Genomic DNA, 24,077 nt, shown 5'->3' on the forward strand with positions numbered 1-24,077 from the left:
CAATTATTAAGGCTTATGGAAACTCAACCGAAAATTCCTGTGGCGATAGAGCGAAATCTATTTATCGGATTGGCTTGCGCCTTGTTGGTGTTATTATACGGCCCTTTGCTCGTGCATTGGTACGATGGCTGGCTGAACAAAAGCATTAGCATCGAACATGAATATTTTAGCCACGGCGTAATTGGTCTACCCTTCGCGGCTTATATTGCATGGAATAACCGCCACCAGTGGAACAAACTACCCAATCAACTGCACCCCTTGGGGGGAGTATTATTAGGACTCGGTGGCGTTTTCTACCTCAGTAGTATCTCCGATTTAGTCAATCTGTCCTTTCCGATGATTCTAGCCGGACTCTGCCTCTGGCTAAAAGGAATACCTGGGTTAAAATTGCAGGGGATAGCCTTATTATTTGTGCTACTGGCAACCCCTAACCATATCCCCTATCTGATAGAGCCTTTAGCCCTGCCTCTACAAACCTTTATCGCTAATATGGCGGGATTTGTTCTGATCCAGTTTAACGTCCCGGTGACAGTAGATCAAATCTATCTCTATGTAAATGGACAAATTGTTGAGGTAGCGCCGCACTGTGCAGGCCTGAAAATGTTATTTACCAGTCTGTATGTCGGTTTAATGTTATTGTACTGGACGGGTGCGATCGCTTCGAGAACCAAAACCATCCTCTTCTTGGTGGCAGCAGCTTTGACGAGTATTGTCGCGAATATTATCCGCAATACCCTATTAACTCTGTTTTTCGGCACAGGTAATCAAGAACTTTTTGATTGGCTTCATGAAGGGTGGGGAGGAGACCTATATTCTGCTTCTATGTTGGGTCTATTGGTGATTGTGATGAAATTAATGCAATATTATTTCCCTGAGCAAGAGGAATCCGAAGATAATGGACAAATCAGCCCCGAATCTTGAACCCACCAGCCATGAAACCCCCAAACTACAGCTAAAACCCTCTCAATGGGTACTATTGGGATTTCTCCTAGTCCTATTTTTGGTAGGGACCCTTCCCGGTTTCTTTCGGGGTGGCTGGTCCTGGTCAGATATGCCTGATATTCAAGCTCTCCCTCAACTGCAAACCATTCGCCGTGAGGGTTTAACCGTACCAGGGTGGGAAACTACCAGTCACGATACCATTCAAGTGGGGGCGAGGAGATGGTCTTTGCAGAGCCTCAAACAAAATGATACCGAAGTCCTGCTATTGCTGTTTCCCCAAAACTATTATAAAGACCAGCCCCAAGTCGAATGGATGGATCTGCAAGGGTTACAGAGCCTCAGAACTGACTCCCATCGTACCCTGCAATTGACCCTAGACTCCCCCCAACCAGTGACAATTAACGCCAGATTTTTTCGGGCTTGGAACCCCCGCCAAACCTATGCCCTTGTACAATGGTACGCTTGGCATAATGGCGGTTCTCCCGCACCAAGTCACTGGTTTTTTGCCGATCGCCAAGCTCAACTAAGAGGCGATCGCGCTCCCTGGGTAGCTGTCAGTATTATGATTCCTATGGAGCCTTTGGGTGACATAGAAACAGTGGCAACTATAGCTCAATCCCTCGGTCAGGATATCCAAAAAGAATTGATGACCACGATTTTCCAGCCAGAATAAACAGTTATCCACAGTGTTGATATGGGCGCTAACCTCAACCCGATTAAATCCCTATTCCTCACCAGTCTCTACTCAGTGGCGAGTATTATTCCTTTAGCCATCATCACCAGTGGCGGAAAGTCTATGGCTCAAAGGATACCTGATCGGTGCATCTTACCTCGCTCCTTTGTGAATCAACCCCTACCGAGAGGCGGCGGACAACCCGCACCAGTACAACCGGACTGGCCTACACTATTAGAGCTTTTCCGCAATGTGGATGCTCCCATTCAGACCAGACCCTCTGGTATTCCGGTGGAACCTTCTGTGTTTGAAGGCCCTGTTGGCGATCGCATGAAAAGTTATGAGCTAGGACCTGGAGATCAGATTTTTATTGATGTGTTTGTCAATGGTCAGCGTTCCCAAGAATTAACTATTCCCAATGCTACCATTGGTCCTCAAGGTTCCCTAGCTATGCCTTTAATTGGTCTAGTGGAATTGGAAGGATTAACCTTAGAACAGGTGCGCCAGAATATTCAACCCCGCCTAGCTCAATTTGTCAGAAACCCTGAAGTTGTCGTCTCTCTGGTCAATCAGCGACCGGTACAAGTCACCGTGACCGGAAAAATTGCCAGACCAGGTTTTTATCCCCTACCATCACCACAGCTAATTGTCGCCTTGACTACGGCGGGGGGAACTAGACCAGGGGCAGATTTACGACGGATTACTGTGCGCCGGACTTTACCCACCGGACAAACCCTCGAAACCCAAATCGACCTATTTACCCCCCTATTATTGGGTATGGAACCGCCTAATATTCGCCTAAGCGATCGCGATGTGATTACAGTTCCCACTATGGAGGTTAGCCCATCAGAAGGCGTAGAGCGAGATCTGTTAGAAAATTATAGTCTGGCTGCTGCACCAGTTCCCGCCCAAGTAACCGTCGTTGGGGAAGTTGTGCAACCAGGTTTCTATACCCTCCCGGCTGGGGGTTCTCGCGTCTCTACGGCTCTGTTAGCGGCCGGAGGTGCGACATTAACTGCTGATTTGCGTACCGTCCTAGTTTGTCGCACTACCGTTGATGGTCGAGTTTTAGAAGATATCATAGATCTATATACACCCTTAGCAGAAGCTACGGCTCTCCCGGATGTTTCTCTATCTAATGGTGATTCGGTGATTGTACTACCACTAGCTCCTGATGTGGATGAGAGAGACTACGATCGCAAATTAGTGGCTAGTTCAACTTTAGTTAACCAGCAAATTACCGTCAGAATTCTTAGTTATGCCGGAAATGCGATCGGTGCTGTAGCCTTACCCAATGGTAGCACCTTTATTGATATCCTCGCTAATGTACCTTTACAAACTGGAGACCTCGATAAAATTGCCCTGATTCGATATGACCGACAATCTCAACAAACAACTACTCAGATTCTGAATGGTAAAAATCTACTTAGAGGAGACCAAACCGACAATATTCTACTACAAGATGAAGATGTGATTGTGATTAATCGTAATCTGATTACCCAGGTCACTGTGTTTCTCAATAACTTTACCCAACCCTTTCGCGATGTCCTCGGTTTTACTCTCTTCTTTCAACAACTCATTAACTCGGCTGAACGATTATTTGGACCCGACCAATAACAGAATAATTAAAGGTATACAGCTTGTTGATAAATTGTGCTAAACATTACCCTCACCCTAAATCCCTCTCCCATGGGGGAGAGGGACTTTGACGGCCTATGGCATGATTACTGAAAAGGCTGTAAATACCAAATTGCTATTACCCAAAATCCTGAGATTGCCATGACTTTACCAATTGTTAAACGCTATTTAATCGCCTTTGAAAACTATAAAGTTGCTGGATTAGCCGCCTTTGTAGTAGCGTTGGGAATTTCTGGGGGGGTGGGTATGATTTTGGAAGCGCCGCCAAGACCTCCCTACGAAGCCAGAGGAGTTTTAACCTATAAAAATCCGCCCGTTTTGTTCTCCCAAACAGGTCAGAATATTCGACAGCAAGGACAACAACTCACGGACCGGATGTTACTACAACCCCGTGTGATTGAGGCGGTGTTAAATGAAACGATGATTACCCCTAGAGATTTTCGTGCTAACGCTAGGATTCAAATTAGACCGGGAGAGGGTGGTCAACCGGGTACAATTCAAGTCACCTTTAGAGATTATAATCGCGATCGCTCTGTGGAAGTGGTCAATGTATTAATGCGGGAGATTATCGAACAGAGCCGTTTAATTAATACCGAACAACTCCGCAATATTATCGACACAATTCAAGATCGCATGGGACCAGCGAGAGCGGACTTGAGAGAAGCTGAAAATACTCTGGAAGAGTATGATAGGCGAGAAGGCGCTACTTTATTGGCGATCACAAGTGGTTCCTTACCTCAGTCGATTATTTCCAATAGAAATCATGTAGAACAGCTTGAATTGAGACTGGATTCTATTAATGCTCAAATCGCTAGTTTGGAAGGTAGACTAGGATTGAATGTCGATCAGGCCTATGTTTCCCAAGCGCTGACCGCTGATCCAATTATTGCTCAATTGCGAGTACAACTGTATCAAATTGAGTCTCAGTTAGAGTTTCTCCGTAAGGATTTTACCGATGCTCATCCCCAGGTAGCAGATTTAATTAAACAACAACAGGCAAGCGAACAGCAATTACAAGCGAGAGCTTCTGAGGTTCTCGGAGGTCATGGAGTGGCGGCTCCCCTGCGACAGGTTGACCAAATTCGGGTTGATTCTTCCTTAGACCCCTCCCGACAGCAAATTGCTCAAAATTTAATTAACCTGCAAACTCAGCAAGAAACTCTACTCCAAGAAATTGCTACTAGCCGTGAGGTGGGACAAAGACTAGAACGGGAATATGCCACTATTCCTAATAAGCAAATGGAGAAAATGCGGCTAGAACAACAGGTGGGTTATAGACAGGCTCTCTACGATAAAATGCAGGCGCAATTGGCTGACGCTCAGGCGGCGGAAGCGGAAACGGTGAGCAGTTTACAGGTGGTTCAGGAGGCGGCGGCTCCTGATGTGGAAGATCCACCACCACCACCTAGTTTAATCCTGGTCATGGCTGCGGGTGGCTTTGGTGGGGTGATAGTTGGTGCGGTGCTGATTTTTGCGTTGGGTATACTTAGCGGTAAATTCTACACCTGGGAGGAGATTCAGGGCGCTTTGAAAGAACGAGAAATTCCGATTCTGGGGGTGGTTCCCAATGTTTTGGATGACCATGCGGATTGGGATATGCCTTTACTACTACATCATAATTCTCGGTATTTGGAACCTTATGAGCAGGTGCGTAGTAATTTGTTCAGTAACGGCCAAAAACCTCCGAAGGTGGTGTTGATGACTAGCACTAAGGGACCGGAAGGTAAGACTCTGACAGCCTATAATTTGGCGATCGCCTCCGCGAGAGCCGGAAAACGGACTTTGATAATTGAGGCAGATTTGCGATCGCCAAGCCAAGCTGAGAGAATGCGATTGGCTATTGATTCTCAAGACCGTTGGGAACCTTTGCGCTATTACGGAGATTTGAATAATTGTATCCGCATGGTTCCAGATGTGGAAAATCTCTATGTGATTCCCTCCCCGGGTCCCTTAAAACAAGTGACGGCGGTGCTAGAGTCTAGTGAGATGCGACGTTTACTTAAAGAGGTGCGCCATCGCTTTGATGTGGTGATTGTCGATGTACCTGCTTGGAGTGATCATAATGATGCCTTGACTCTGGAACCGTTAACTGATGGCATGGTTTTGGTGGCTAGAGCTAATTGTACTATGTCGGCTCAGATGAATCAATTGGCTGATCAGTTGACGGAAACTGATGAGGAGCAAACTGGACCGAAAAAATATCGGCCGAAGTTACTTGGTGCTATTATTAATGGGGCTGAACTCGGTCTTCTGCCTGAAGATGATGGCGAATTGATTGATATTCAGGGTGTTGATTCTTTGGATCGTCCGGCTTTACCTAGGGATTTACAGCCTATTCCTCAATTGCCTTCTGGCGCTAGGCGTTAAATGTGGCAACGGGTTCATTTTACCCCGTTTGGGGATGATGCGATCGCTCCGACTGTGGAGGTTTGGCAGGCTGATTTGGATTTGAATTTAAGTCAAATTGCTGGTCTGGAAGGACTCCTAAGTGCTGAGGAAAGACAAAGGGCGGCGCGGTTTCGTCGGGAGAGCGATCGCCTCCATTTTACCGCCGCTCGTGCCATTCTCCGCCAGATTTTAGCCTCTTATGTGGGGGTGGCTCCCCAGGGGTTGGAATTTGCCTATACTCCCCAGGGAAAACCGGGTTTAATTACCGGAAATTCTCAGGGTGAAATTCAGTTTAATCTTTCCCACTCCTACGGTAAGGCTTTATATGCGATCGCCTTGAACCGCAGAGTTGGTATTGACTTGGAAAAAATCCGCCCCCTGGATGGATTAACCTTAGCCAAACGCTTTTTTTGTGAGGCGGAATATTCCCAACTTTATAACTATCCAAAATCCGCACAAAACCGGGCTTTTTTTCAGCTTTGGACTGCGAAAGAAGCCTTACTAAAAGCCACTGGTACGGGATTAATGGGCTTAAAAGATGTGGAGATTTTACCCCAAAATTATGGTCAACTTTTCCGGGCTAAAATAGTTGGATATTCCCCCCAAGATTGGTATTTAAAAACCTGGGAAATTGACAATTGGGCGGCAGCTATAGCAGTAGAGACCCTGAATAAATAAGCCAATAGCAACTCTCCCAACAGTAACTTGATGTTAAAAATCATCCACCAGGGAACTCAGACGCTGAAGCAGTGGGTCGGCTTCTTGGGGGTGGACGGGTTCTGGTGGTGGGGGAGGTGGCGCAGTTGACCGAGGGGGTTCTGGTGGTGGGGGAGGTGATGTAATTTGGGGTAATTGACTAGGTATTTGAGCGATCGCCTCATTGGTAGCATCTAGTTTAGATGCGATCGCCGACTGAAATTGAGCAAGCTGCTGGGTTAACTGATTAACCTGACTCTCAAGTTGTTGGGTTTGATTTTCCGTTTTTTGGGCTTGTAGCTGTCGCTCCAAAACCCCTAATTGCCTCTGGAGACTCAATAAACCCTCTTCAATAGGTTTTAGATTAGGAGGGGGGTTTACAGGTCTTTCCGAGGTAATTTCCGAGCGGTAATCATTGTTAACCACAGGGGTCTGTGTGGTGGGAGAACTCAACAGAAACTGCCACAAAGCCTGTTTACAGAGATTGCTAAAAGTTTGATATTTGGTGAGAGATAGCTCCTTTTCGATCGCCTCTAACAGAGTTTGATCAGCAGCATCCTCAGTAAAAGTAACCGACTGCGTAAGTTTTTTATTAACCCAGAGCATAGTTAGGTAGGACGTATGGGCAGACCTGCCAATGAGGACTAACCCAGTTTAGCAGTAATTAGATCTAATTTCACCCCCAAACAGGCTATCCCGTTGAGAAACCACCCAACGGGATGAAAAAAACCAATTAATTAGCGTTTGGCTAGTTGAGCTTCCCCATAGACATATTGTCCTAGGGCGTTGGCTTTACGAGCCGGTTGAGTCAGATGAGCTCTTAACTGAGCGTCTTTGAGCAGGGGTTGTAAATCTTGCCAGAAAAACTCACCACCGCCGCCAGTAATCACTACATCTGTGACCCTTTCTGGGAGCCATTTTACCACGCGATCGCAAAGATCCCGTGCAAAAACCTTACGCAACTCAGGTACAATTTCATCTAGGTTAGCAGGTTTAGTCGCGCCTCTGGGACGATAAAAACGCTGTCCTTGAGGTTTATGTACTGCCTCTAGGAGGAATAGGGATTGAGCATCGGCTCCCTCAATCTTAGCGGCGACTTCCTCATAAAACTTACTCATGGCAAACACTTCACTCTGAGAAACCCCACGAGCAAAGCGGAAGCGATCCACAGTCAAGAAATCCGTAGTTTGATGTCCCACATCAACAACAGCTACAGAAAGATCCGCAAAGTTAGGCGCATCCTTGCTGCCCTGGGCTTCACACCAAATCAGGCTACCATAGCCTTCTGGCATTACCCGAACACTCTGGATATCAACCACTACTTGCTCACCCCTAAAGACCAACGTATTGGGTCCAGTGAGGAGACTAATAATTTGTTCTTTCTCCCGCTCAAACTGTTCTTGAGAGTAAAATGGTAAGCCCAGCACCACATCAAGATCACCTTTAAGGTTGAAATATCCCACACAAGCAAAGATCTTAATTAGGGCATCGTTCACCTTGGAGGGGTTGGCGGCGGGATCTACGCCAAACAGACTTGCTCCAAAATCAGCAGCCAGTTGACCTACGGCAAAACCATTTCCCTGATATTCCAGCCATAGATCCAACAGTGGATCGGTGTTTTTCGACTCAAAGCCACCGCCACGGGCTTTTTCTACACTCATTTGAGCAACATTCGAGGGAACAAAAACCACATCTGCGGGGTTGCGACTAATACAAGATTTAGTTGCGGTTCTCCCCAAGTCAACGCTGAGAATCGTTGAGCGGCCGACTACAGTAGTAGTGGTCGGTTTGGTTGTGGTAGTGGTAGCTTTAGCTAACGGTGACTGTGACTGTGACTGTCCGGGCTGTTTGTTACTCTGCATCTGAAAAATCCGTTACTTCACGAAGACTCAAAAATTGTGACACTCAGAGGGACTAAGTCCGTGAGATTCTTCTTTCGGCCATCAGACTTGCCATCGGGAACTAAAGTTCTCAACAGTCAAGCTGAGATCAGAAGAAGCGTTTGGGTTGCCTCACAACCCAGTTGACCAGTACATCAGGGTACTTAAATCTCATGCTTTCGATGTTAATTGCCACGTTGCCGCCCCATTCTCACAACTTGAATTCAGAAATATGAGTTTGAGTGTCTAGCAACCTTCTGACAATTCTCCCATAGTTATAACTTTCCTGAGATTTAGATATAGGCAATCCAACAACGGTAACTTTACCCTACTTCGCGCGCGAAATAATCATCTCTAACTACAATTCCTAGGATTATAGCCTGCTGTCCCCCATTGTCAGATTATATCCCACTGATATTTTTCCGTATCAGGACTTTTCCCCCTCATCAACTGTAGCGGGCCATTAAACTCCCCGGCCTGGTTGCCTGATCACAGACTCTTACGTTAAATTTAGTTAAGATTATGAATATCTTTAATCTTAGCCATTAACTGGGCTGAGTTTTAAGAAACTTCTGATGTATAGGACATAGAGGCAACGGAATTTATGAAAACGTCTTGGAGAACAATTCTGCTATGGACGATCCCGGCTCTGGTGATCGGGTTCTTCCTATGGCAGGGTGCTTTTGCTGCTTCCCCGACAGATATAGCCCAAAATAATACAGCCAGCACTCGCATGACTTATGGCCGATTCTTAGATTATCTCGATGCTGGGCGCGTTACCAGTGTCGATCTATATGAGGGGGGACGGACGGCGATCGTCGAGGCAATTGATCCTCAATTAGACAATGGAGTGCAGCGCCTACGGGTCGATTTGCCTAATAACGCCCCGGAACTAATTTCTCGCCTGCGTGCTGCTAATATTAGCTTTGACTCTCACCCTCCCCGTAATGATGGCGCGATTTGGGGACTTTTAGGAAATTTGGTTTTCCCGATTTTGTTGATTGTGGGACTGTTTTTCCTGTTCCGCCGTTCTAATAATGTGCCGGGTGGCCCTGGTCAAGCCATGAACTTCGGTAAGTCTAAGGCTCGTTTCTCTATGGAAGCCAAAACCGGGGTTTTGTTTGATGATGTAGCCGGGGTTGAGGAAGCTAAAGAAGAACTCCAAGAGGTGGTTACCTTCCTGAAAAAGCCGGAACGCTTTACGGCTGTTGGGGCGAGAATTCCTAAAGGTGTTTTGTTGGTTGGACCTCCGGGAACTGGTAAAACTCTCCTGGCTAAGGCGATCGCTGGTGAGGCTGGGGTTCCCTTCTTTAGCATCTCTGGTTCGGAATTTGTGGAGATGTTTGTTGGGGTTGGGGCTTCCAGGGTCCGCGATTTGTTTAAGAAGGCTAAGGAAACTGCCCCCTGTATCGTCTTTATTGATGAAATTGATGCGGTCGGTCGCCAGCGTGGTGCTGGTATTGGCGGCGGTAATGATGAACGAGAACAGACCCTTAACCAGTTATTAACTGAAATGGATGGTTTTGAGGGTAACACGGGCATTATTATTATTGCTGCTACTAACCGCCCAGACGTTCTTGATTCGGCTTTGTTGCGACCAGGAAGGTTCGATCGCCAAGTTATAGTCGATGCTCCTGATATTAAGGGCCGTCTGTCAGTTTTGGAAGTTCACGCCCGCAATAAAAAACTTGCCGATCAGGTGTCTCTGGAAGCGATCGCTCGTCGGACTCCCGGATTTACTGGGGCTGACCTGGCGAACCTACTTAATGAAGCTGCTATCCTCACCGCCCGCCGCCGCAAGGAGGCTATTACCATGGCGGAAATTGATGATGCCGTTGATCGGGTAGTGGCGGGTATGGAAGGAACCCCCCTCCTTGATGGTAAAACTAAGCGTCTGATTGCTTATCATGAGATCGGACACGCGATCGTTGGTACTCTGATTAAAGATCATGATCCCGTTCAAAAAGTAACCCTAGTTCCTCGTGGACAGGCTCGCGGTTTGACCTGGTTTATGCCTGATGAGGATCAGGGTTTGATTTCTCGCTCTCAAATTCTCGCTCGTATTACCGGCGCTTTGGGCGGTCGCGCCGCTGAAGATGTGATCTTTGGTGATGCCGAAGTTACCACCGGCGCGGGTGGAGACCTGCAACAGGTGGCGGGAATGGCTCGTCAAATGGTGACTCGTTATGGTATGTCTGACCTCGGCCCGCTGTCTCTGGAATCTTCCCAGGGTGAGGTTTTCCTGGGTCGGGATTTTGCTACCCGCACTGAGTATTCTAATCAAATTGCTTCCCGCATTGATTCTCAAATTAAAGCGATCGCCGAACATTGTTATCAAGATGCTTGTCAAATCATTCGCGATCACCGCGAAGTTATCGATCGCCTAGTTGATTTACTCATCGAAAAAGAAACCATTGATGGAGACGAATTTCGGCAAATTGTAGCCGAATACACTGAAGTTCCCGAAAAAGAACGGTTTGCTCCAGTATTATAATTTCTCTACCTGAGAAATCGCTCTGAAAATTTCCGCCCAGTTTCTTATTCAAGAGACTGGGTTTTTTCATGTACCCCCCATACCCTACAATTTTGCTCATACTTGCTCCCCCTTCGACTCCGGGAAAGGGAAACCATATCCAGCCACGGGAGGCGACGCGCTATATTAATCACCCCCCACTCACCCATCATTATCAATTACCAATCCCGCTTGACAGAATGAAATCTGCTATATTATCAAACACCACAAGAATCTTTATCAGGAACAGTTAACCAATGACCACACCAGTAGAATATAAACAGCGTCGCGAACAGTTAATGGCTAAAATTGGTGGGGGTACTGCCATTTTTAGAAGTGCGCCCACAGCAGTTATGCACAACGACGTTGAATATTCTTACCGCCAAGATAGCGATTTTTTCTACCTAACTGGCTTTAATGAACCCAACGCCGTCGCCGTCTTAGCACCCCACCACGAAAAACATAAATTTATTCTATTTGTACAACCCAAAGACCCCGAAAAAGAAACCTGGACAGGATATCGAGTTGGGGTTGATAATGCTAAAACTATTTATGGTGCTGACGAGGCTTATCCCATTCATGAATTAGACGAAAAATTATCCCAATACCTGCAAAAAGCCGATCGCATTTATTACCGACTAGGACCTGATCAACAATTTAACCAGATAATTCTCAACCATTGGCAAAATTTAATCCGGGTTTATCCTAAACATGGCACAGGTCCCATTGCTATCCAAGATGCTGGCACAATTCTCCATCCTCAAAGGCTAATTAAAAGCCCCAAAGAATTGGAATTGATGCGAAAAGCGGCGGAAATTTCTGTAGATGCTCACCAGAGAGCGCGAGAATTTGCTCAACCCGGGAAGTATGAATATCAGGTACAAGCTGAAATTGAATATTTCTTTAGTCAACATGGTGCGACTCCCGCCTATCCTTCCATTGTCGCCTCTGGTGAAAATGCTTGTATTTTGCATTACATTGAGAATAATCGCCAAATGCAAGACCAGGATTTATTGTTGATTGATGCGGGTTGCGCTTATCAATATTATAATGCTGATATTACTCGCACTTTTCCCGTTAATGGTAAGTTTACACCAGAGCAAAAAACTATTTATGAGTTGGTTTTGCGCGCACAAATCGCCGCCATTGAACAAGTGAAACCAGGAAATCCCTATAACCAGTTACATGATACGGCGGTGCGGGTTTTGGTAGAAGGTTTGCTAGATTTAGGATTACTCAAAGGCGATATTGAGGAGATTATTAAGGAACAAAAATATAAGCATTTTTATATGCACAGAACCGGACATTGGTTGGGTTTAGATGTTCATGATGTCGGGGTTTATCAGTGGGGTGAAGAACCGCAATTATTGCAGCCAGGACAGGTGTTAACTGTGGAACCGGGGATTTATATTAAACCGGATATTAAACCCGTGGAAGGACAACCAGAGATCCATGAGCGATGGCTGGGAATAGGGGTGAGAATTGAGGATGATGTCTTGGTGACAACAGATGGTTATGAGGTTCTTACGGCTGGAGTCCCTAAGTCGGTGTCAGCTATGGAAAGTTAGGCTTAATTTGGGGGTGGAATTTATGGTAATTTCTACCCCGGTTTAAACTTACCCATGAGTGACCAATATTAAGTTTGGTTAAAAAATGGCTGCTTACGGTCGATTAACAACTATAATGGAAATAGTCAAATCATCACCAACAAACACCGATAAATGAATAATTGGTCTGGTTCTGTAATGATTTCAATAATCCTAGTCACCGCTACGGGTTGGGGAACAGCAGCGATCGCATTTACTGATTTTGACTCTGTTAAACCGTCTCAGGAATTACAACTCGCTCAAACCCCTGTAGGCGCTTGTATTGTCAATGACCCTACCGGAACTCCCTTAAATGTGCGAGCAACTCCTGCTGGTAAAATTGTTGGTAGTTTACCCAATGGAACTCGCGTAATTTTAGGAATAACAGACGGTAGAGAAGGACCAAACTGGACTCGCATTATCGGACCCATAGAAGGTTTTGTTTGGAGTCTATATTTAAGTAATTGTGTTTATCGATAAATAACTACCATCAAACACTACATAAACCGGGTGGGAGGACTATTTGACGCGCTAATAACCCGGTAAATTCGGGTCAAGACCTAATAATTTCATAGCTTTTTGGTGGCTTTCCCAAAGATATATAACCAAGACCATAGCACAGGATATTATTGTGAGCATGAGACTCTGATAATAAACACGCAATAAGTTTTGTTTTGACTGCTTAATTTCCGACATTAACTGTTTAAAGGTATCATCCCCAAATATACTGAATGATAAATTATCCACTGCGATCGCCCAAATTTCACCATATTCTGGTACTGTTAACAATACCTGATTTTCTGCGATCGTCATGTTAGAAATATCAGTAGTTTCTGGTAGCCAAACTTTGCGGGGTCTCGACCAGTTAGGATCGAACCTAATCAGGTTATAACGGGAAAAGGAACTTTCAGAAACTAACACCCACCAAAAGCCCTGGTTATCCTGTTCCAAAAATATCGGAAATGTTTTTCCACTGTCTGCGACAGTTAAAGCGATCCTCCTTCCTTCGATGTAGTAATTTGTATGATCTCTTAAGAGTTTTTCCCAGGAGCGAATTATCCAATTTTTAGGTCGAGTTGTGTGGTCAGGAAGACACTCCGTAATAGGTCGTGGTGGTCGAACTGTATCAATTTGTTGATCTGGGGTAATTTCCAAGCCTTCGCTATTGGTTAACCAAGTAATCAGCCGAAAATTGTTACTATCAGCAACAGCCAATTTTCCGTTATTGTCAATGGTGATACCGTTGGGATAACACAGTAACATTTCTTCCTCGGTGGGTAAAATTTCTTCCCCTCTGGTACTTTCGAGAATTTCCCCATTCATGGTTAAGGCGACCAGACGATGTCTGGCTGTGTCCGTAGCATAGATTAACTGTTTTTCGTGATCAACAACAAATTTAAAGGTACTGCGAAACTCCCAATTTATTCCTGTATCTTTCTGAAAACCTGGTAATTCTTGACAAGTATTTTGGTCTAGTTGACAATATTCGATTCTTCCAGTTTCCCAATTTCCGAGAAATAATTGAGAGCGATCGCTTACCTGTAGGTCTGTTATTCCTTCTCGAATACCTAAATCTTTTAAAGCATATTTATTGTGCAGATTTCCTTGAGAGTCTAAGTTATATAAATAACGATGATCCGTCGTAAAAACATCACCATTGGGACTGGCGCTAATAAAGCCTAATTGTTGAGGATACGCCGCATTGAAGCTACTATAAATCGTCGTCAACAGTCCAATAAACATCACCACTATTAGGGACTGAACAAATATTTTTAACTCTTGTGTTGGTTGACCATAGGAGATGATTCCACCCCGAAAATGAGCCGATAGTTGATTAAACACTTCTCGAGTTTTCCGGCGGTCTATATTACCCCATATATCAGTAACCACAAAGTAATAACTTCTCTTTTTGCGGGGGTTAATAATCCGAATCAAAGGAGGTATTTTCGACGATATTAAAACTTTGGGATTCATCAAAACCACTTCTGCATCTTGGTCAAATTCTTTGGTAATCAGTCTATAATCATCTTCATAACGCATTACACCAATGATTTTCCGCTTTCCATATTGTAAAACTCCCGGGGTAGTTTCCGGATTAGTTATCATCGTGATTTCCTCGATTTTATGTTGAAGAATAAAACCGACTAGACACTGGTTAGGTTGGCGGTAATTGTAATTATGCTTAATATCTTTGAAGGTTCTATAATGGGATATTCGTTGATAAATTCTCACAAATATACTGACAATTACTGTCATTATAACAATAATTAGATAAACCATCAATATAGATTTCATAGGACTACAACTCCTCTGCAATTATTGAACTTTCCACAGGTCTGGGGTCTCCAGGACTTGCTCAAGGTCGCCATAATTTTGCTGTAACAACTCTTGTAATTCCTGAGAAGGTCTAAATACAAAAATGGTGGACTGTTCAGGAATTAATTGTAATGATGGTTGATTACTCATCAGGATAAGTTTCACATCATTATTTAATAGATAACTCAGGGAGATTAAATCTCCTGTATTAGTACCATTTCCCGCATCGGAAATTAACACAGATGAGTTGGCTTGATTAATTTCGGTAGCCACTTGATGATTAAAATAGCTTAAACCTTTATCCCACCAAGTTGATGAAACTGTACTCAAACCCAAGGAAATAATACTAAAACTTAGTAATATGGCTAATACCCACAGCCACAACTTTTCACCATCTAATAATGATTTACGACCGCTATTAAGGTGGGTTCCTAATAAAAAAGCGATCGCTATTTGAATAGCCGGAAAACAAGCGATCAGATACCGAGTGACAGAGGAACGTTGTCCTCCCCATAATAAATCTGGTAAAACCAGCAGGATAAACGGTATCCAAATGGCAGTTAAAATAAACAATCCGGTTTGACTATCATTGGTTTCACTTACATAATACAGAGCATAAATAATGAGCAGTAAAAACGGCAGCCTAAATAAATACGTCCAGAAGCTGTTAAAGCCAAAGTCAATATCAACTAAAACCGACGTAAAACTGAGCAGCCAAAACTTGGATAAATCCAGTAAACTCATCGATTGCTGAGTCCAACTGGTTAAGGTTTGAGCCTGTTCCCAATTATGGATAATAACAGTTATCCAGGGGAGATAAAGAACCAAAGTTAAACATATAGATATCCCCAACTGAATGAAAAACAAAGACAGACGTGGTTTATAATTCCGTCTCGGTTCTGACCCAAAAATCAAGATTCCCCAACCGATATGACTAGCTATAACTAATCCAAAAAATAAATGGGTATATAGTCCCAAAGTGCAGGTGATTACATAACCCAACCACCACAGCCAATTGTTAGTCCGACTCCCCTTGAGTAACATGAGACTAGAGGCGATAATTAAAGCCGTCATTAAGCTGTATTGACGAGCGGTTTGCGCTAATAATACATCCACCGGAGAAACAGCTAGTAAAGCGGTAGCCATGAGGGAAATTAGCGGAGATTGAAATAATTCCCAAGCTAAGGCATAAATAAGCGGTAAGGATATTAAACTAATGACGGCGGGTAAAAGACGGGAAGCTAAAATCGAACTGCCAAAGCCTCGCATCCAACCCCTAGCCATGAGATAATATAGGGGGGGATGATGGGGGTTTCTATGCAGAGATGCGATAGTATCGGCGGCGGTGCTATCGGGTTTGAGGCGTTGATATTCTAGGACTTCTGAGGGGGTAAAAATGCGATCGCTGAACAATTGCTGATCTACCTGTTCCCGGGTAAAACCAGCCGATCGCAAATTGGTAAAAACTTCATCATGGGAATATAGTTTGCGATCGAGACTCGCAAAACGAAACAACACCCCCAGGACAATCACGATCATTAACAGAATAACCAGGCGACGGGGTAGACCACCTGTAAACACCTTTGGTTGGTAGAGCATTCCTGTGGTTAAGGGTTTTTATCGATTCTACCAATATCATAAAGGCAGGGAGTCACCCCTGCCTCAAAATTTTAGAAATTGGCGGTTAGCCTAATCCTAGATTAAATTTTAGCGGGTGATTTAGTACAGTGAGCCAGTGGGACGGTGAACGATAAAGCTGAGAACTTGGCACTGCTTCACGTTATCAAAACCCATAACGCGGATAAAGCACTTAGGATATTCCCGACGGCATTCGTCGATTTCCGCCATAACTTCGCGAACGGAAGTTGCATTAAACAGAGGCAACTTCCACAGAGTCCAGTAGTGTTGCTCAGGCGCAGAGGATTCGCTGAATTCTACCCCAGCAATAAAGCCTTGCTCAAGAATATACTGAAGCTGTTTCTGGGTCTGAGCATCAGTCAGAGGGGGTAAATAGGACAGAGTTTCGTAACGGCGCTCTTTTGGTAGTGTTTGCATTGTGATTTTCCAGGGTAGTTGTTGAAATTAATTATTTAGGCTCCGACCTTAGTCGGGAGGGTTAGTCTCTGAAGTAGTGAGTTGCGTCATTCGTTCCAGGTACTGGCGGCGATGTGCCATATTTCCCTGCTGAATCCCCTGCCGAACCATCTCCGGTAGATAACCCGCCACCTCTTCAGCGAGATGATCTCGGACGGTCATCACTCGGAAAGCCAGTTCTTGATTTTCCTGTAACAGTTCCTCAAGATAAGCCTCACCATCCTGGATTTTCCCCTGAGAGGAAAAATCACTTAGCCAGATAGCTAAACCAGGGTTAGTCTCTGTCAATTGGTTGGTGATGATGATTACAGCTTGGTAGGTTAGGTAACTTGTCAGTACCTTGGTCGTGTCCTTAGCAACTTTTTTGATATCCATGTTCCGACACCAACCCTCTGTTAAGACTTCAAGTTTGAGATATTGGATTGAGTTGTATCCGTAGCTCTCCAAAATTGTCAAGTTAGAGGAGTTGCCCAATCCAAAATCACTTCTCGAAATCTGAGGAAACCTACAGGGTGTCCATGGCCTCGAACTCGAACTTGATTTCTTTCCAAAGTTCGCAAGCCACAGCCAGCTCAGGACTCCACTTGCAAGCCTCACGAATCACGTCGCCGCCTTCACGGAACAGGTTGCGGCCTTCGTTACGAGCTTGGATACAGGCTTCGAGAGCCACACGGTTAGCAGTTGCACCAGGAGCATTACCCCAGGGGTGTCCCAAAGTACCACCACCGAACTGCAAGCAGGAATCATCACCGAAGATTTCCACCAGAGCTGGCATATGCCAAACGTGAATACCACCGGAAGCAACCGGCATTACACCAGGCATAGAAGCCCAATCTTGGGTAAAGAAGATACCACGAGAACGATCTTCTTCGATGTGGTCTTCCCGCATCAGGTCTACAAAACCCATGGTGATACCTTTTTCACCTTCGAGTTTACCTACAACTGTACCGGAGTGCAGGTGGTCACCACCGGACATCCGCAGACACTTGGCGAGAACCCGGAAGTGGATACCGTGGTTACGTTGACGGTCAACCACAGCGTGCATAGCGCGGTGAATGTGCAGCAACAGACCATTATCACGGCACCAACGAGCTAGGGTGGTGTTGGCGGTAAAGCCAGCGGTGAAGAAGTCGTGCATGATGATGGGGGTGCCGATTTCTTTGGCAAATTCCGCCCGTTTCATCATTTCTTCGCAGGTGGGGGCTGTTACGTTTAGGTAGTGACCCTTAATTTCGTTGGTTTCAGCTTGGGATTTTTCGATCGCCTCTTGTACAAATAGGAAGCGATCGCGCCAGCGCATGAACGGCTGAGAGTTGATGTTTTCGTCGTCTTTGGTGAAGTCCAGACCGCCACGCAGACACTCATAAACCGCACGACCGTAGTTTTTAGCCGACAGACCCAGTTTAGGTTTGATGGTGCAACCCAACAGAGGACGACCGTATTTATTCAATTTGTCCCGCTCAACGGTGATACCGTGGGGAGGGCCTTGGAAGGTTTTCAGGTAAGCAATTGGAATCCGCATATCTTCCAACCGCAAGCCCCGCAGAGCCTTAAATCCAAATACGTTACCCACGATGGAGGTTAACATATTGGTAACGGAACCTTCTTCAAACAGATCCAGCGGATAGGCAACAAAGCAGAAATATTGATTGTCTTCGCCGGGTACTGGTTCGATGTGGTAGCAACGACCTTTGTAGCGATCGAGGTCTGTTAACAGGTCAGTCCATACAGTTGTCCAAGTTCCGGTCGAAGATTCTGCTGCTACTGCTGCTCCCGCTTCTTCCGGGGGAACTCCCGGTTGAGGAGAAACACGGAACGCGGCCAGAATGTCTGTATCTTTGGGCGTATAATCCGGCGTGTAATACGTCAGCTTATAGTCTTTTACACCAGCCTGATATCCGGCTTTCGATTTGGTTTGAGTTTGAGAGTAAGACATAACTCCTTTATATCTCCCTTCTGAGGAATCGCTCTTTAAATTTCCGGCTATTTGCCGATTGATTAAAATACTATCAATAAATGGCTTCAGTCAACCTTTAATATTGTTAATATTTCCATTACATTTGTTTATATTTCTTTGCAAAACCACATATCGGGTATCTGGGAAAAAATATCTATATCACTAAATGGCTAAAAAAAATATTAAGTATTGTAAATATAATCTATATGAAAGTTTTAGGGTTGGGATCTGAGCGATCGCGATCAAAAATCTCGATCGCCCCTCCATACCCATGAGTTATACAGGCTCAGGAATTAGTCCCAGCCGAAAAAAGGCTTTCTGCCCCCTTATGATCCAGGAACTGCTATAACCGATATAGGTAATTATATCAGTGTCAATCTATTGTATATTATCTATATTTTGATAGACTTAAATCAATAGTACAATCATCGCCCATTACTTGGAGGACAAAGCTGGTGATTCAGGCCACACTGCATCAGTTAAAGGTTTTTGAAGCCGTAGCGCGTCACGGTAGCTTCACTCGCGCAGCAGAAGAGTTATTGATCACCCAACCCACTGTCTCAAGTCAAGTCAAACATCTATCGCAAGCGGTGGGACTACCACTATTTGAGCAAATTGGCAAACAACTTTATCTTACTGATGCGGGTCAGGAGTTACAAGCGACCTGTCACGATATTTTCCAGCGCCTGGAACATTTCGATATGACCATTGCTGACCTGAAAGGCGCTAAACAGGGACGATTAAGTTTATCAGTAGTCACCACAGCTAAATACGTTATTCCCAGACTGTTAGGGTCTTTTTGTCAAAACTACCCAGCCATTGATATTGCCCTACAGGTGATCAATCACCAACAGATTACCCAACGGATGCTGGAAAATAAAGATGATCTATATATACTAAGTCTACCGCCCGAAGATATAGACCTTTGTACAAAACCCTTTTTAGATAATCCCCTAGTGGTGGTAGCCCCCTGTAACCATCCCCTCGTCGGTAAAACCCAAATTCCCATTGAAGCGCTGAACCATGAACCATTTATCATGCGAGAATCTGGGTCAGGTACCCGTAGGGCAGTGCAGAAATTATTTGACAAGAGTAAGGTATCAGTGCGGGTACGCCTAGAGTTAGGTAGCAACGAAGCGATCAAACAAGCGATCGCCGGAGGTCTGGGGATTTCCGTTTTATCCAAACATACATTAAACTCGTATGGCGATCGAGGAGAGCTAACCACTTTAGATGTGGTAGGATTTCCCATCCAACGCTGTTGGTATGCAGCCTACCTCAACGGGAAACAATTATCAGTTGTCGCCCAGACCTTCTTAGAGTATCTTCTCGAGTCCGGTAAGTCTAATTGACTTGGGTTGAAACATAGTGTGATCATGAAACTACCCTTTTTGCCATCTCCACCATCATCAGAACCCCCGCCAACTTCCCAAACCGGAGCAGGTTTAGGGACTTTTGGTGGTGTCTTCACTCCCTCAATTTTAACCATCCTGGGGGTGATTATGTATCTGCGATTTGGATGGGTAGTCGGTCAGGTGGGACTGTGGGGAACCTTAGCTATTGTCACCCTATCAACATCTATCACCTTTCTGACCTCCCTTTCCATTTGTGCGATCGCCACTGATCAAGTAGTCAGAGCCGGCGGAGCCTATTATATGATTAGTCGCTCCCTCGGTATTGAATCCGGCGGAGCCATTGGGATACCCTTATATTTTGCCCAAGCCATCTCCGTTGCTCTGTATACCATTGGTTTTGCCGAAAGTCTAGTCATCACCTTTCCCCAACTCAATATTAAAGTTGTAGCCATCATCACCACCATCATGGTGGCGATAATTGCCATTAAGTCCGCCAAATTAGCGATTAAAGCCCAATACTTCATCATGGCAGCGATCGCCCTATCCCTAATCTCCCTGTTATTCGGTAGTCCAGTCGAAGCCAGCACACAAGACATAGCAATTGCCACCAACCTCCCCAAAGTAGGATTTTGGCAAGTGTTCGCCGTCTTTTTCCCCGCCGTTACTGGAATTATGGCAGGGGTCAATATGTCAGGAGATCTGCAAAACCCCACCAAATCTATCCCTACAGGAACCCTCGCCGCCGTCGGCACAGGTTATGTAATATATATGTTGCTACCCGTCCTATTGTGGATGCAAGGGGATACAGACAGCCTCCTAGTCGATGCGCTAATCATGAAACGGATAGCTTTCTGGGGACCCGCTATCCTGCTGGGAGTGTGGGGAGCCACCCTATCGAGCGCCCTAGGTAGTATATTAGGAGCGCCAAGAGTCCTGCAAGCCTTAGCCAAAGATGGCATTTTACCCAACTGGTTAAAATTCCTAGGAACCGGATCGGGACCCGATAATGAACCCCGTATCGCCACAGTTGTTACCCTAGGATTTGTATTAATCGCCGTTGCTGTCGGCGACCTCAACCTGATCGCCCCAGTGTTGAGTATGTTCTTTCTGACCACCTATTTGGTACTCAACCTAGCAGCAGGTATCGAGACCTTTTTAGAAAGTCCCTCCTTTCGTCCCACCTTCAAAGTTCACTGGCTATTGTCTCTGTTGGGAGTCGTCGGCTGTTTAGGCGTAATGTTCCTCATTGATGCGATCGCCACCATTATCGCGGCTATCATTGTCTTTAGTATCTATATTTGGTTAGAGCGACGAGAACTAGAAAGCGCCTGGGGAGATATCCGTCAGGGAATTTGGATGGCTTTGGTACGCATGGGAGTGTTCCAACTGAGTTACACCCCAGACACCAAAAACTGGCGACCCCATATCCTCACCTTTTCCGGTGCGCCCAGTAAACGCTGGCTCTTAGTAGAATTAGCCTCCAGCCTCAGTCATAACCGTAGTTTATTTACTGTTAGTACAGTTTTACCCAGTGGAGCCAGGAACCAAGCCCAACGTAGTGAGATGGAAACCACTATTAGAGAGTATCTCAATAAACGGGGGATTCGGGGCTTAGTGCGGGTGATTATGGCTCCTGATACTTTCAGCGGAGCCCAACAACTCATCGAGTCCTATGGTATTGGTCCTTTAGTACCCAATACAATTTTATTAGGAGATTCCCAATCCCCTGAACGTCGAAAATCATATTGTGAAACCCTAGTACATTTTCACAAAACCGCTCGTAGTGTACTTATACTAAGAGATGAATCAGATCGGGGATTTGGCGCGCGACAGAAGATTGATCTCGGGTGGGGGGGTCTTAATACTAATGGAGGCTTGATGCTAATTCTGGCTTATTTGCTGCGGACGAGTCTGGAATGGCGCGGAGCCGAAATTAATTTAAACTTAGTTGTACCCGACGAAACAGCAGCCGTAGCAGCCCATACCAATTTGGCTAAAGTGGTTGCACAGTTACGCATTGGGGCTAAACCCCAGGTGATTGTGTCTCAAGGACAACCTTTCCCGGAAATTCTACGGTCTTCCTCTCAGGATGCCGATTTGGTATTTTTGGGTATGGCTACCCCCAAAGAGGATTTGCAGTACAGTAAATATTACGAGGGACTCCAGAAAATGGCTACGGGATTACCCGCTACAATTTTTGTGTTAGCTGCTCCTGATTTTGCCTTCTCTGAGGTGTTACAAAAAGATTAGGTTCACTTTTTTTTCAACCAGTAGTCTGAGGTGTTATGGGGCTGAACTTTCAATGGTCTAGGTTCAAGTTAGCTGTACTTTCGGCGATCGCATTGGGGACTCATATTGCGATCGCTACCCCAGTGAAGGCAGCAGAAACAATTATAGTTCGCCAAGGGATTATGTCTCTCTCTCTGGCAATCGAAGATTTAGAAACATTAGCCAACACCGGAAAAGTTCCCCCCGGACTCCGAGGTTATGAGCTGTTTCTGTCCCCCCAACAAAAACAACAAGTCCTGGGAGTCTTAAATTCTCAAGTAGGTATCCCACCCACCGCCGTCAGCAATTTACTGACAACCCAAATTGGCGAAAACATCCTTGACGAAATTGCCACCATTACCCGCACTCAGGACCCCCAAACCCGAGGCGCAGACATTAAAACCGCCCTATTAGAAGCAGCCGAAAGCGAGTCTGGGTTATCAATACTAGGGTTTTTACAAAGCTACCCTAACCCAGAATTGAGAATTGATATCGATGTCGCCTTTGATGTATTTAGTCGCCTCAACCGTTCTTTTTGGCAGACTCAGCAGTTTATGGTGGAAATAGTCCAACAATTAGGACCCACAGATGCTAATTTAACCCTCCCCCTAGACCCCACCCAACCGGGTCCTCACCAAGTGATCACCACTACCCATACTTTTGAGGATACAGCCAGAAACCGCACCATTGATGTAGATATTTACTGGTCAGAAGCCGTAACCAGCGATCGCCCTGTGGTACTGTTTACCCATGGTCGCGGTTCCGTTCGCAATGAATTACAATATGTAGCCCGCCACCTAGCATCTCACGGCTATGCTTTCGTCACCTTAGAACATCCCGGGAGTAACCAGACCTATATTAACCAAAATCTGGCAATGCAACCACAGGAGTTGTTAGAACGTCCCCAGGATATTAGTTTTGTTCTCGATCAGTTAACTCAACTAACGCAAACTGGTGGAGTTATAGAACGTAGCCTTAATCCTAACCGCGTTTTAGTGATTGGTTATTCCCTCGGTGGTGGTACAGCTTTAACTATAGCTGGGGGAGAGTTTCAACTCGACTCCCTACGCCGACGCTGTCAGCAGGACGCAATCACTTTAAGTTCAGGACAAATTACCCAATGTATCGCCACTGAACTACCAGGCGATCGCTATCGGCTATATGATCCCCGCATTAAAGCAGCGATCGCCCTTAATCCTACCGCATCGTTGCTTTTTGGTGAAACCGGACTAACTCAAATCCGAGTTCCCACCCTCATTTTCTCCACCTCCGCCGATAAACTCACCCCCGCCTTATCCGACCAAATCGCCATATTTCCCCAAATTCCCGCCCCCAAATGGTTAGTTGGGGTTTTGGGAGGAACCCACCTCAGCGCCAAAGACCCCGATTTTGTCTTAGATCAATCCCGCGTTCCCAGGACACCCCTATCTGGTGATGAGGTAGCAGGTATCGCCGCCGCCGATATCCAAAACTATGTAAAAGCCTTTACCCTAGCTATGGCTGCACAACTGACACCAGAAGCCGAAAAATATCAAGTTTTTCTTACCCCAGAATACTTTGAGTTTATTTCTACCGATGCCTTTCCAGTGCGGCTACTCACGGAAATTCCCGAACCCATGCAGGTCCTGGTTGATTCATTTCTGGAAAACCAGTTACCGTGAGATATTCCCGACCCTGACTCTACCCCCACGAGGGGAGCATGATTTAATCTCAAATTAGGTTAATATTTTAGGGCAATATGGTATAAGAAGCGAGAAGAGTTGAGGATAAAC

Annotated in this window: 18 protein-coding genes; 11 read left to right on the plus strand and 7 right to left on the minus strand. The window is 45.5% G+C overall.

What is annotated here, in order from left to right; all coding sequences use genetic code 11:
* The first annotated feature begins 15 nt into the window (after positions 1 to 15).
* The 5 genes from crtB to ACTIE0_RS06790 all read left to right on the plus strand — a co-directional run bounded on the left by crtB (position 16) and on the right by ACTIE0_RS06790 (position 6,319).
* Complete coding sequence (crtB, locus tag ACTIE0_RS06770; protein ID WP_006623671.1) at positions 16 to 921, plus strand: cyanoexosortase B; 906 nt, start codon at positions 16 to 18, stop codon at positions 919 to 921.
* Positions 896 to 1,615 carry a cyanoexosortase B system-associated protein gene (locus ACTIE0_RS06775; RefSeq protein ID WP_006623670.1) on the plus strand — a complete coding sequence of 240 codons (720 nt, stop codon included), beginning with the start codon at positions 896 to 898 and terminating at the stop codon, positions 1,613 to 1,615. The genes crtB and ACTIE0_RS06775 overlap by 26 nt, the downstream gene beginning before the upstream one ends.
* 21 nt (positions 1,616 to 1,636) lie before the next feature.
* On the plus strand, positions 1,637 to 3,232 hold the full coding sequence (locus ACTIE0_RS06780) for an SLBB domain-containing protein (protein ID WP_006668575.1): 1,596 nt from the start codon (positions 1,637 to 1,639) through the stop codon (positions 3,230 to 3,232).
* A gap of 162 nt (positions 3,233 to 3,394) precedes the next feature.
* Positions 3,395 to 5,620 carry a GumC family protein gene (locus ACTIE0_RS06785; RefSeq protein WP_006668576.1) on the plus strand — a complete coding sequence of 742 codons (2,226 nt, stop codon included), beginning with the start codon at positions 3,395 to 3,397 and terminating at the stop codon, positions 5,618 to 5,620.
* On the plus strand, positions 5,621 to 6,319 hold the full coding sequence (locus ACTIE0_RS06790; RefSeq protein WP_006668577.1) for a 4'-phosphopantetheinyl transferase family protein: 699 nt from the start codon (positions 5,621 to 5,623) through the stop codon (positions 6,317 to 6,319).
* Between the two features lie 33 nt (positions 6,320 to 6,352).
* Here the strand turns inward: ACTIE0_RS06790 and fcmC are convergent, their stop codons facing one another.
* A complete protein-coding gene (gene fcmC / locus ACTIE0_RS06795) occupies positions 6,353 to 6,943 on the minus strand; it encodes a filament morphology membrane protein FcmC (protein ID WP_006623666.1) in 591 nt (196 codons plus the stop codon).
* 131 nt (positions 6,944 to 7,074) lie between these two features.
* Positions 7,075 to 8,199 (minus strand): filament morphology actin-like protein FcmB, encoded by a 1,125-nt coding sequence (gene fcmB / locus ACTIE0_RS06800; RefSeq protein ID WP_006668578.1) that lies wholly within the window; start codon positions 8,197 to 8,199, stop codon positions 7,075 to 7,077.
* Positions 8,200 to 8,821: 622 nt separating this feature from the next.
* Between fcmB and ftsH2 the strand changes: the two genes are divergently transcribed.
* From ftsH2 to ACTIE0_RS06815, 3 genes are all read left to right on the plus strand, one after another.
* Entirely contained in the window at positions 8,822 to 10,711 is a 1,890-nt protein-coding gene (ftsH2, locus tag ACTIE0_RS06805) for an ATP-dependent zinc metalloprotease FtsH2 (RefSeq protein WP_006668579.1), read from the plus strand.
* A 275-nt stretch (positions 10,712 to 10,986) separates the two neighbouring features.
* Positions 10,987 to 12,297: an aminopeptidase P N-terminal domain-containing protein gene (locus ACTIE0_RS06810; protein WP_006623663.1), complete on the plus strand. Its 1,311-nt coding sequence runs from the start codon at positions 10,987 to 10,989 to the stop codon at positions 12,295 to 12,297.
* 153 nt (positions 12,298 to 12,450) lie between these two features.
* Positions 12,451 to 12,795 carry an SH3 domain-containing protein gene (locus ACTIE0_RS06815; RefSeq protein ID WP_006623662.1) on the plus strand — a complete coding sequence of 115 codons (345 nt, stop codon included), beginning with the start codon at positions 12,451 to 12,453 and terminating at the stop codon, positions 12,793 to 12,795.
* Positions 12,796 to 12,846: 51 nt separating this feature from the next.
* Here ACTIE0_RS06815 and ACTIE0_RS06820 read toward each other — a convergent pair whose 3' ends face one another.
* The 5 genes from ACTIE0_RS06820 to ACTIE0_RS06840 all read right to left on the minus strand — a co-directional run bounded on the left by ACTIE0_RS06820 (position 12,847) and on the right by ACTIE0_RS06840 (position 18,661).
* Positions 12,847 to 14,421 (minus strand): NHL repeat-containing protein, encoded by a 1,575-nt coding sequence (locus tag ACTIE0_RS06820; protein ID WP_231296317.1) that lies wholly within the window; start codon positions 14,419 to 14,421, stop codon positions 12,847 to 12,849.
* A gap of 210 nt (positions 14,422 to 14,631) precedes the next feature.
* Complete coding sequence (locus tag ACTIE0_RS06825; protein ID WP_006623660.1) at positions 14,632 to 16,230, minus strand: glycosyltransferase family 39 protein; 1,599 nt, start codon at positions 16,228 to 16,230, stop codon at positions 14,632 to 14,634.
* Between the two features lie 120 nt (positions 16,231 to 16,350).
* On the minus strand, positions 16,351 to 16,686 hold the full coding sequence (locus ACTIE0_RS06830) for a ribulose bisphosphate carboxylase small subunit (RefSeq protein WP_006623659.1): 336 nt from the start codon (positions 16,684 to 16,686) through the stop codon (positions 16,351 to 16,353).
* A gap of 48 nt (positions 16,687 to 16,734) precedes the next feature.
* Entirely contained in the window at positions 16,735 to 17,100 is a 366-nt protein-coding gene (gene rcbX / locus ACTIE0_RS06835) for a RuBisCO chaperone RbcX (RefSeq protein WP_006623658.1), read from the minus strand.
* 130 nt (positions 17,101 to 17,230) lie between these two features.
* On the minus strand, positions 17,231 to 18,661 hold the full coding sequence (locus ACTIE0_RS06840; RefSeq protein ID WP_006668582.1) for a form I ribulose bisphosphate carboxylase large subunit: 1,431 nt from the start codon (positions 18,659 to 18,661) through the stop codon (positions 17,231 to 17,233).
* 476 nt (positions 18,662 to 19,137) lie between these two features.
* Between ACTIE0_RS06840 and ACTIE0_RS06845 the strand changes: the two genes are divergently transcribed.
* From ACTIE0_RS06845 to ACTIE0_RS06855, 3 genes are read left to right on the plus strand one after another with little or no spacing between them, the layout of a single operon-like run.
* Positions 19,138 to 20,034, plus strand: coding sequence for a LysR family transcriptional regulator (locus ACTIE0_RS06845; protein WP_006623655.1), 897 nt, complete (start codon positions 19,138 to 19,140; stop codon positions 20,032 to 20,034).
* Between the two features lie 24 nt (positions 20,035 to 20,058).
* The gene (locus ACTIE0_RS06850) at positions 20,059 to 22,287 is read left to right on the plus strand and encodes an APC family permease (RefSeq protein WP_439516863.1); all 2,229 of its coding nucleotides are present in this window, start codon (positions 20,059 to 20,061) and stop codon (positions 22,285 to 22,287) included.
* 35 nt (positions 22,288 to 22,322) lie between these two features.
* Positions 22,323 to 23,966 carry an alpha/beta hydrolase gene (locus ACTIE0_RS06855; RefSeq protein WP_006623314.1) on the plus strand — a complete coding sequence of 548 codons (1,644 nt, stop codon included), beginning with the start codon at positions 22,323 to 22,325 and terminating at the stop codon, positions 23,964 to 23,966.
* Positions 23,967 to 24,077 lie beyond the last annotated feature (111 nt).

Origin of the sequence: Limnospira sp. (assembly GCF_051859755.1) — a bacterium.
Lineage (GTDB): Bacteria > Cyanobacteriota > Cyanobacteriia > Cyanobacteriales > Microcoleaceae > Limnospira > Limnospira fusiformis.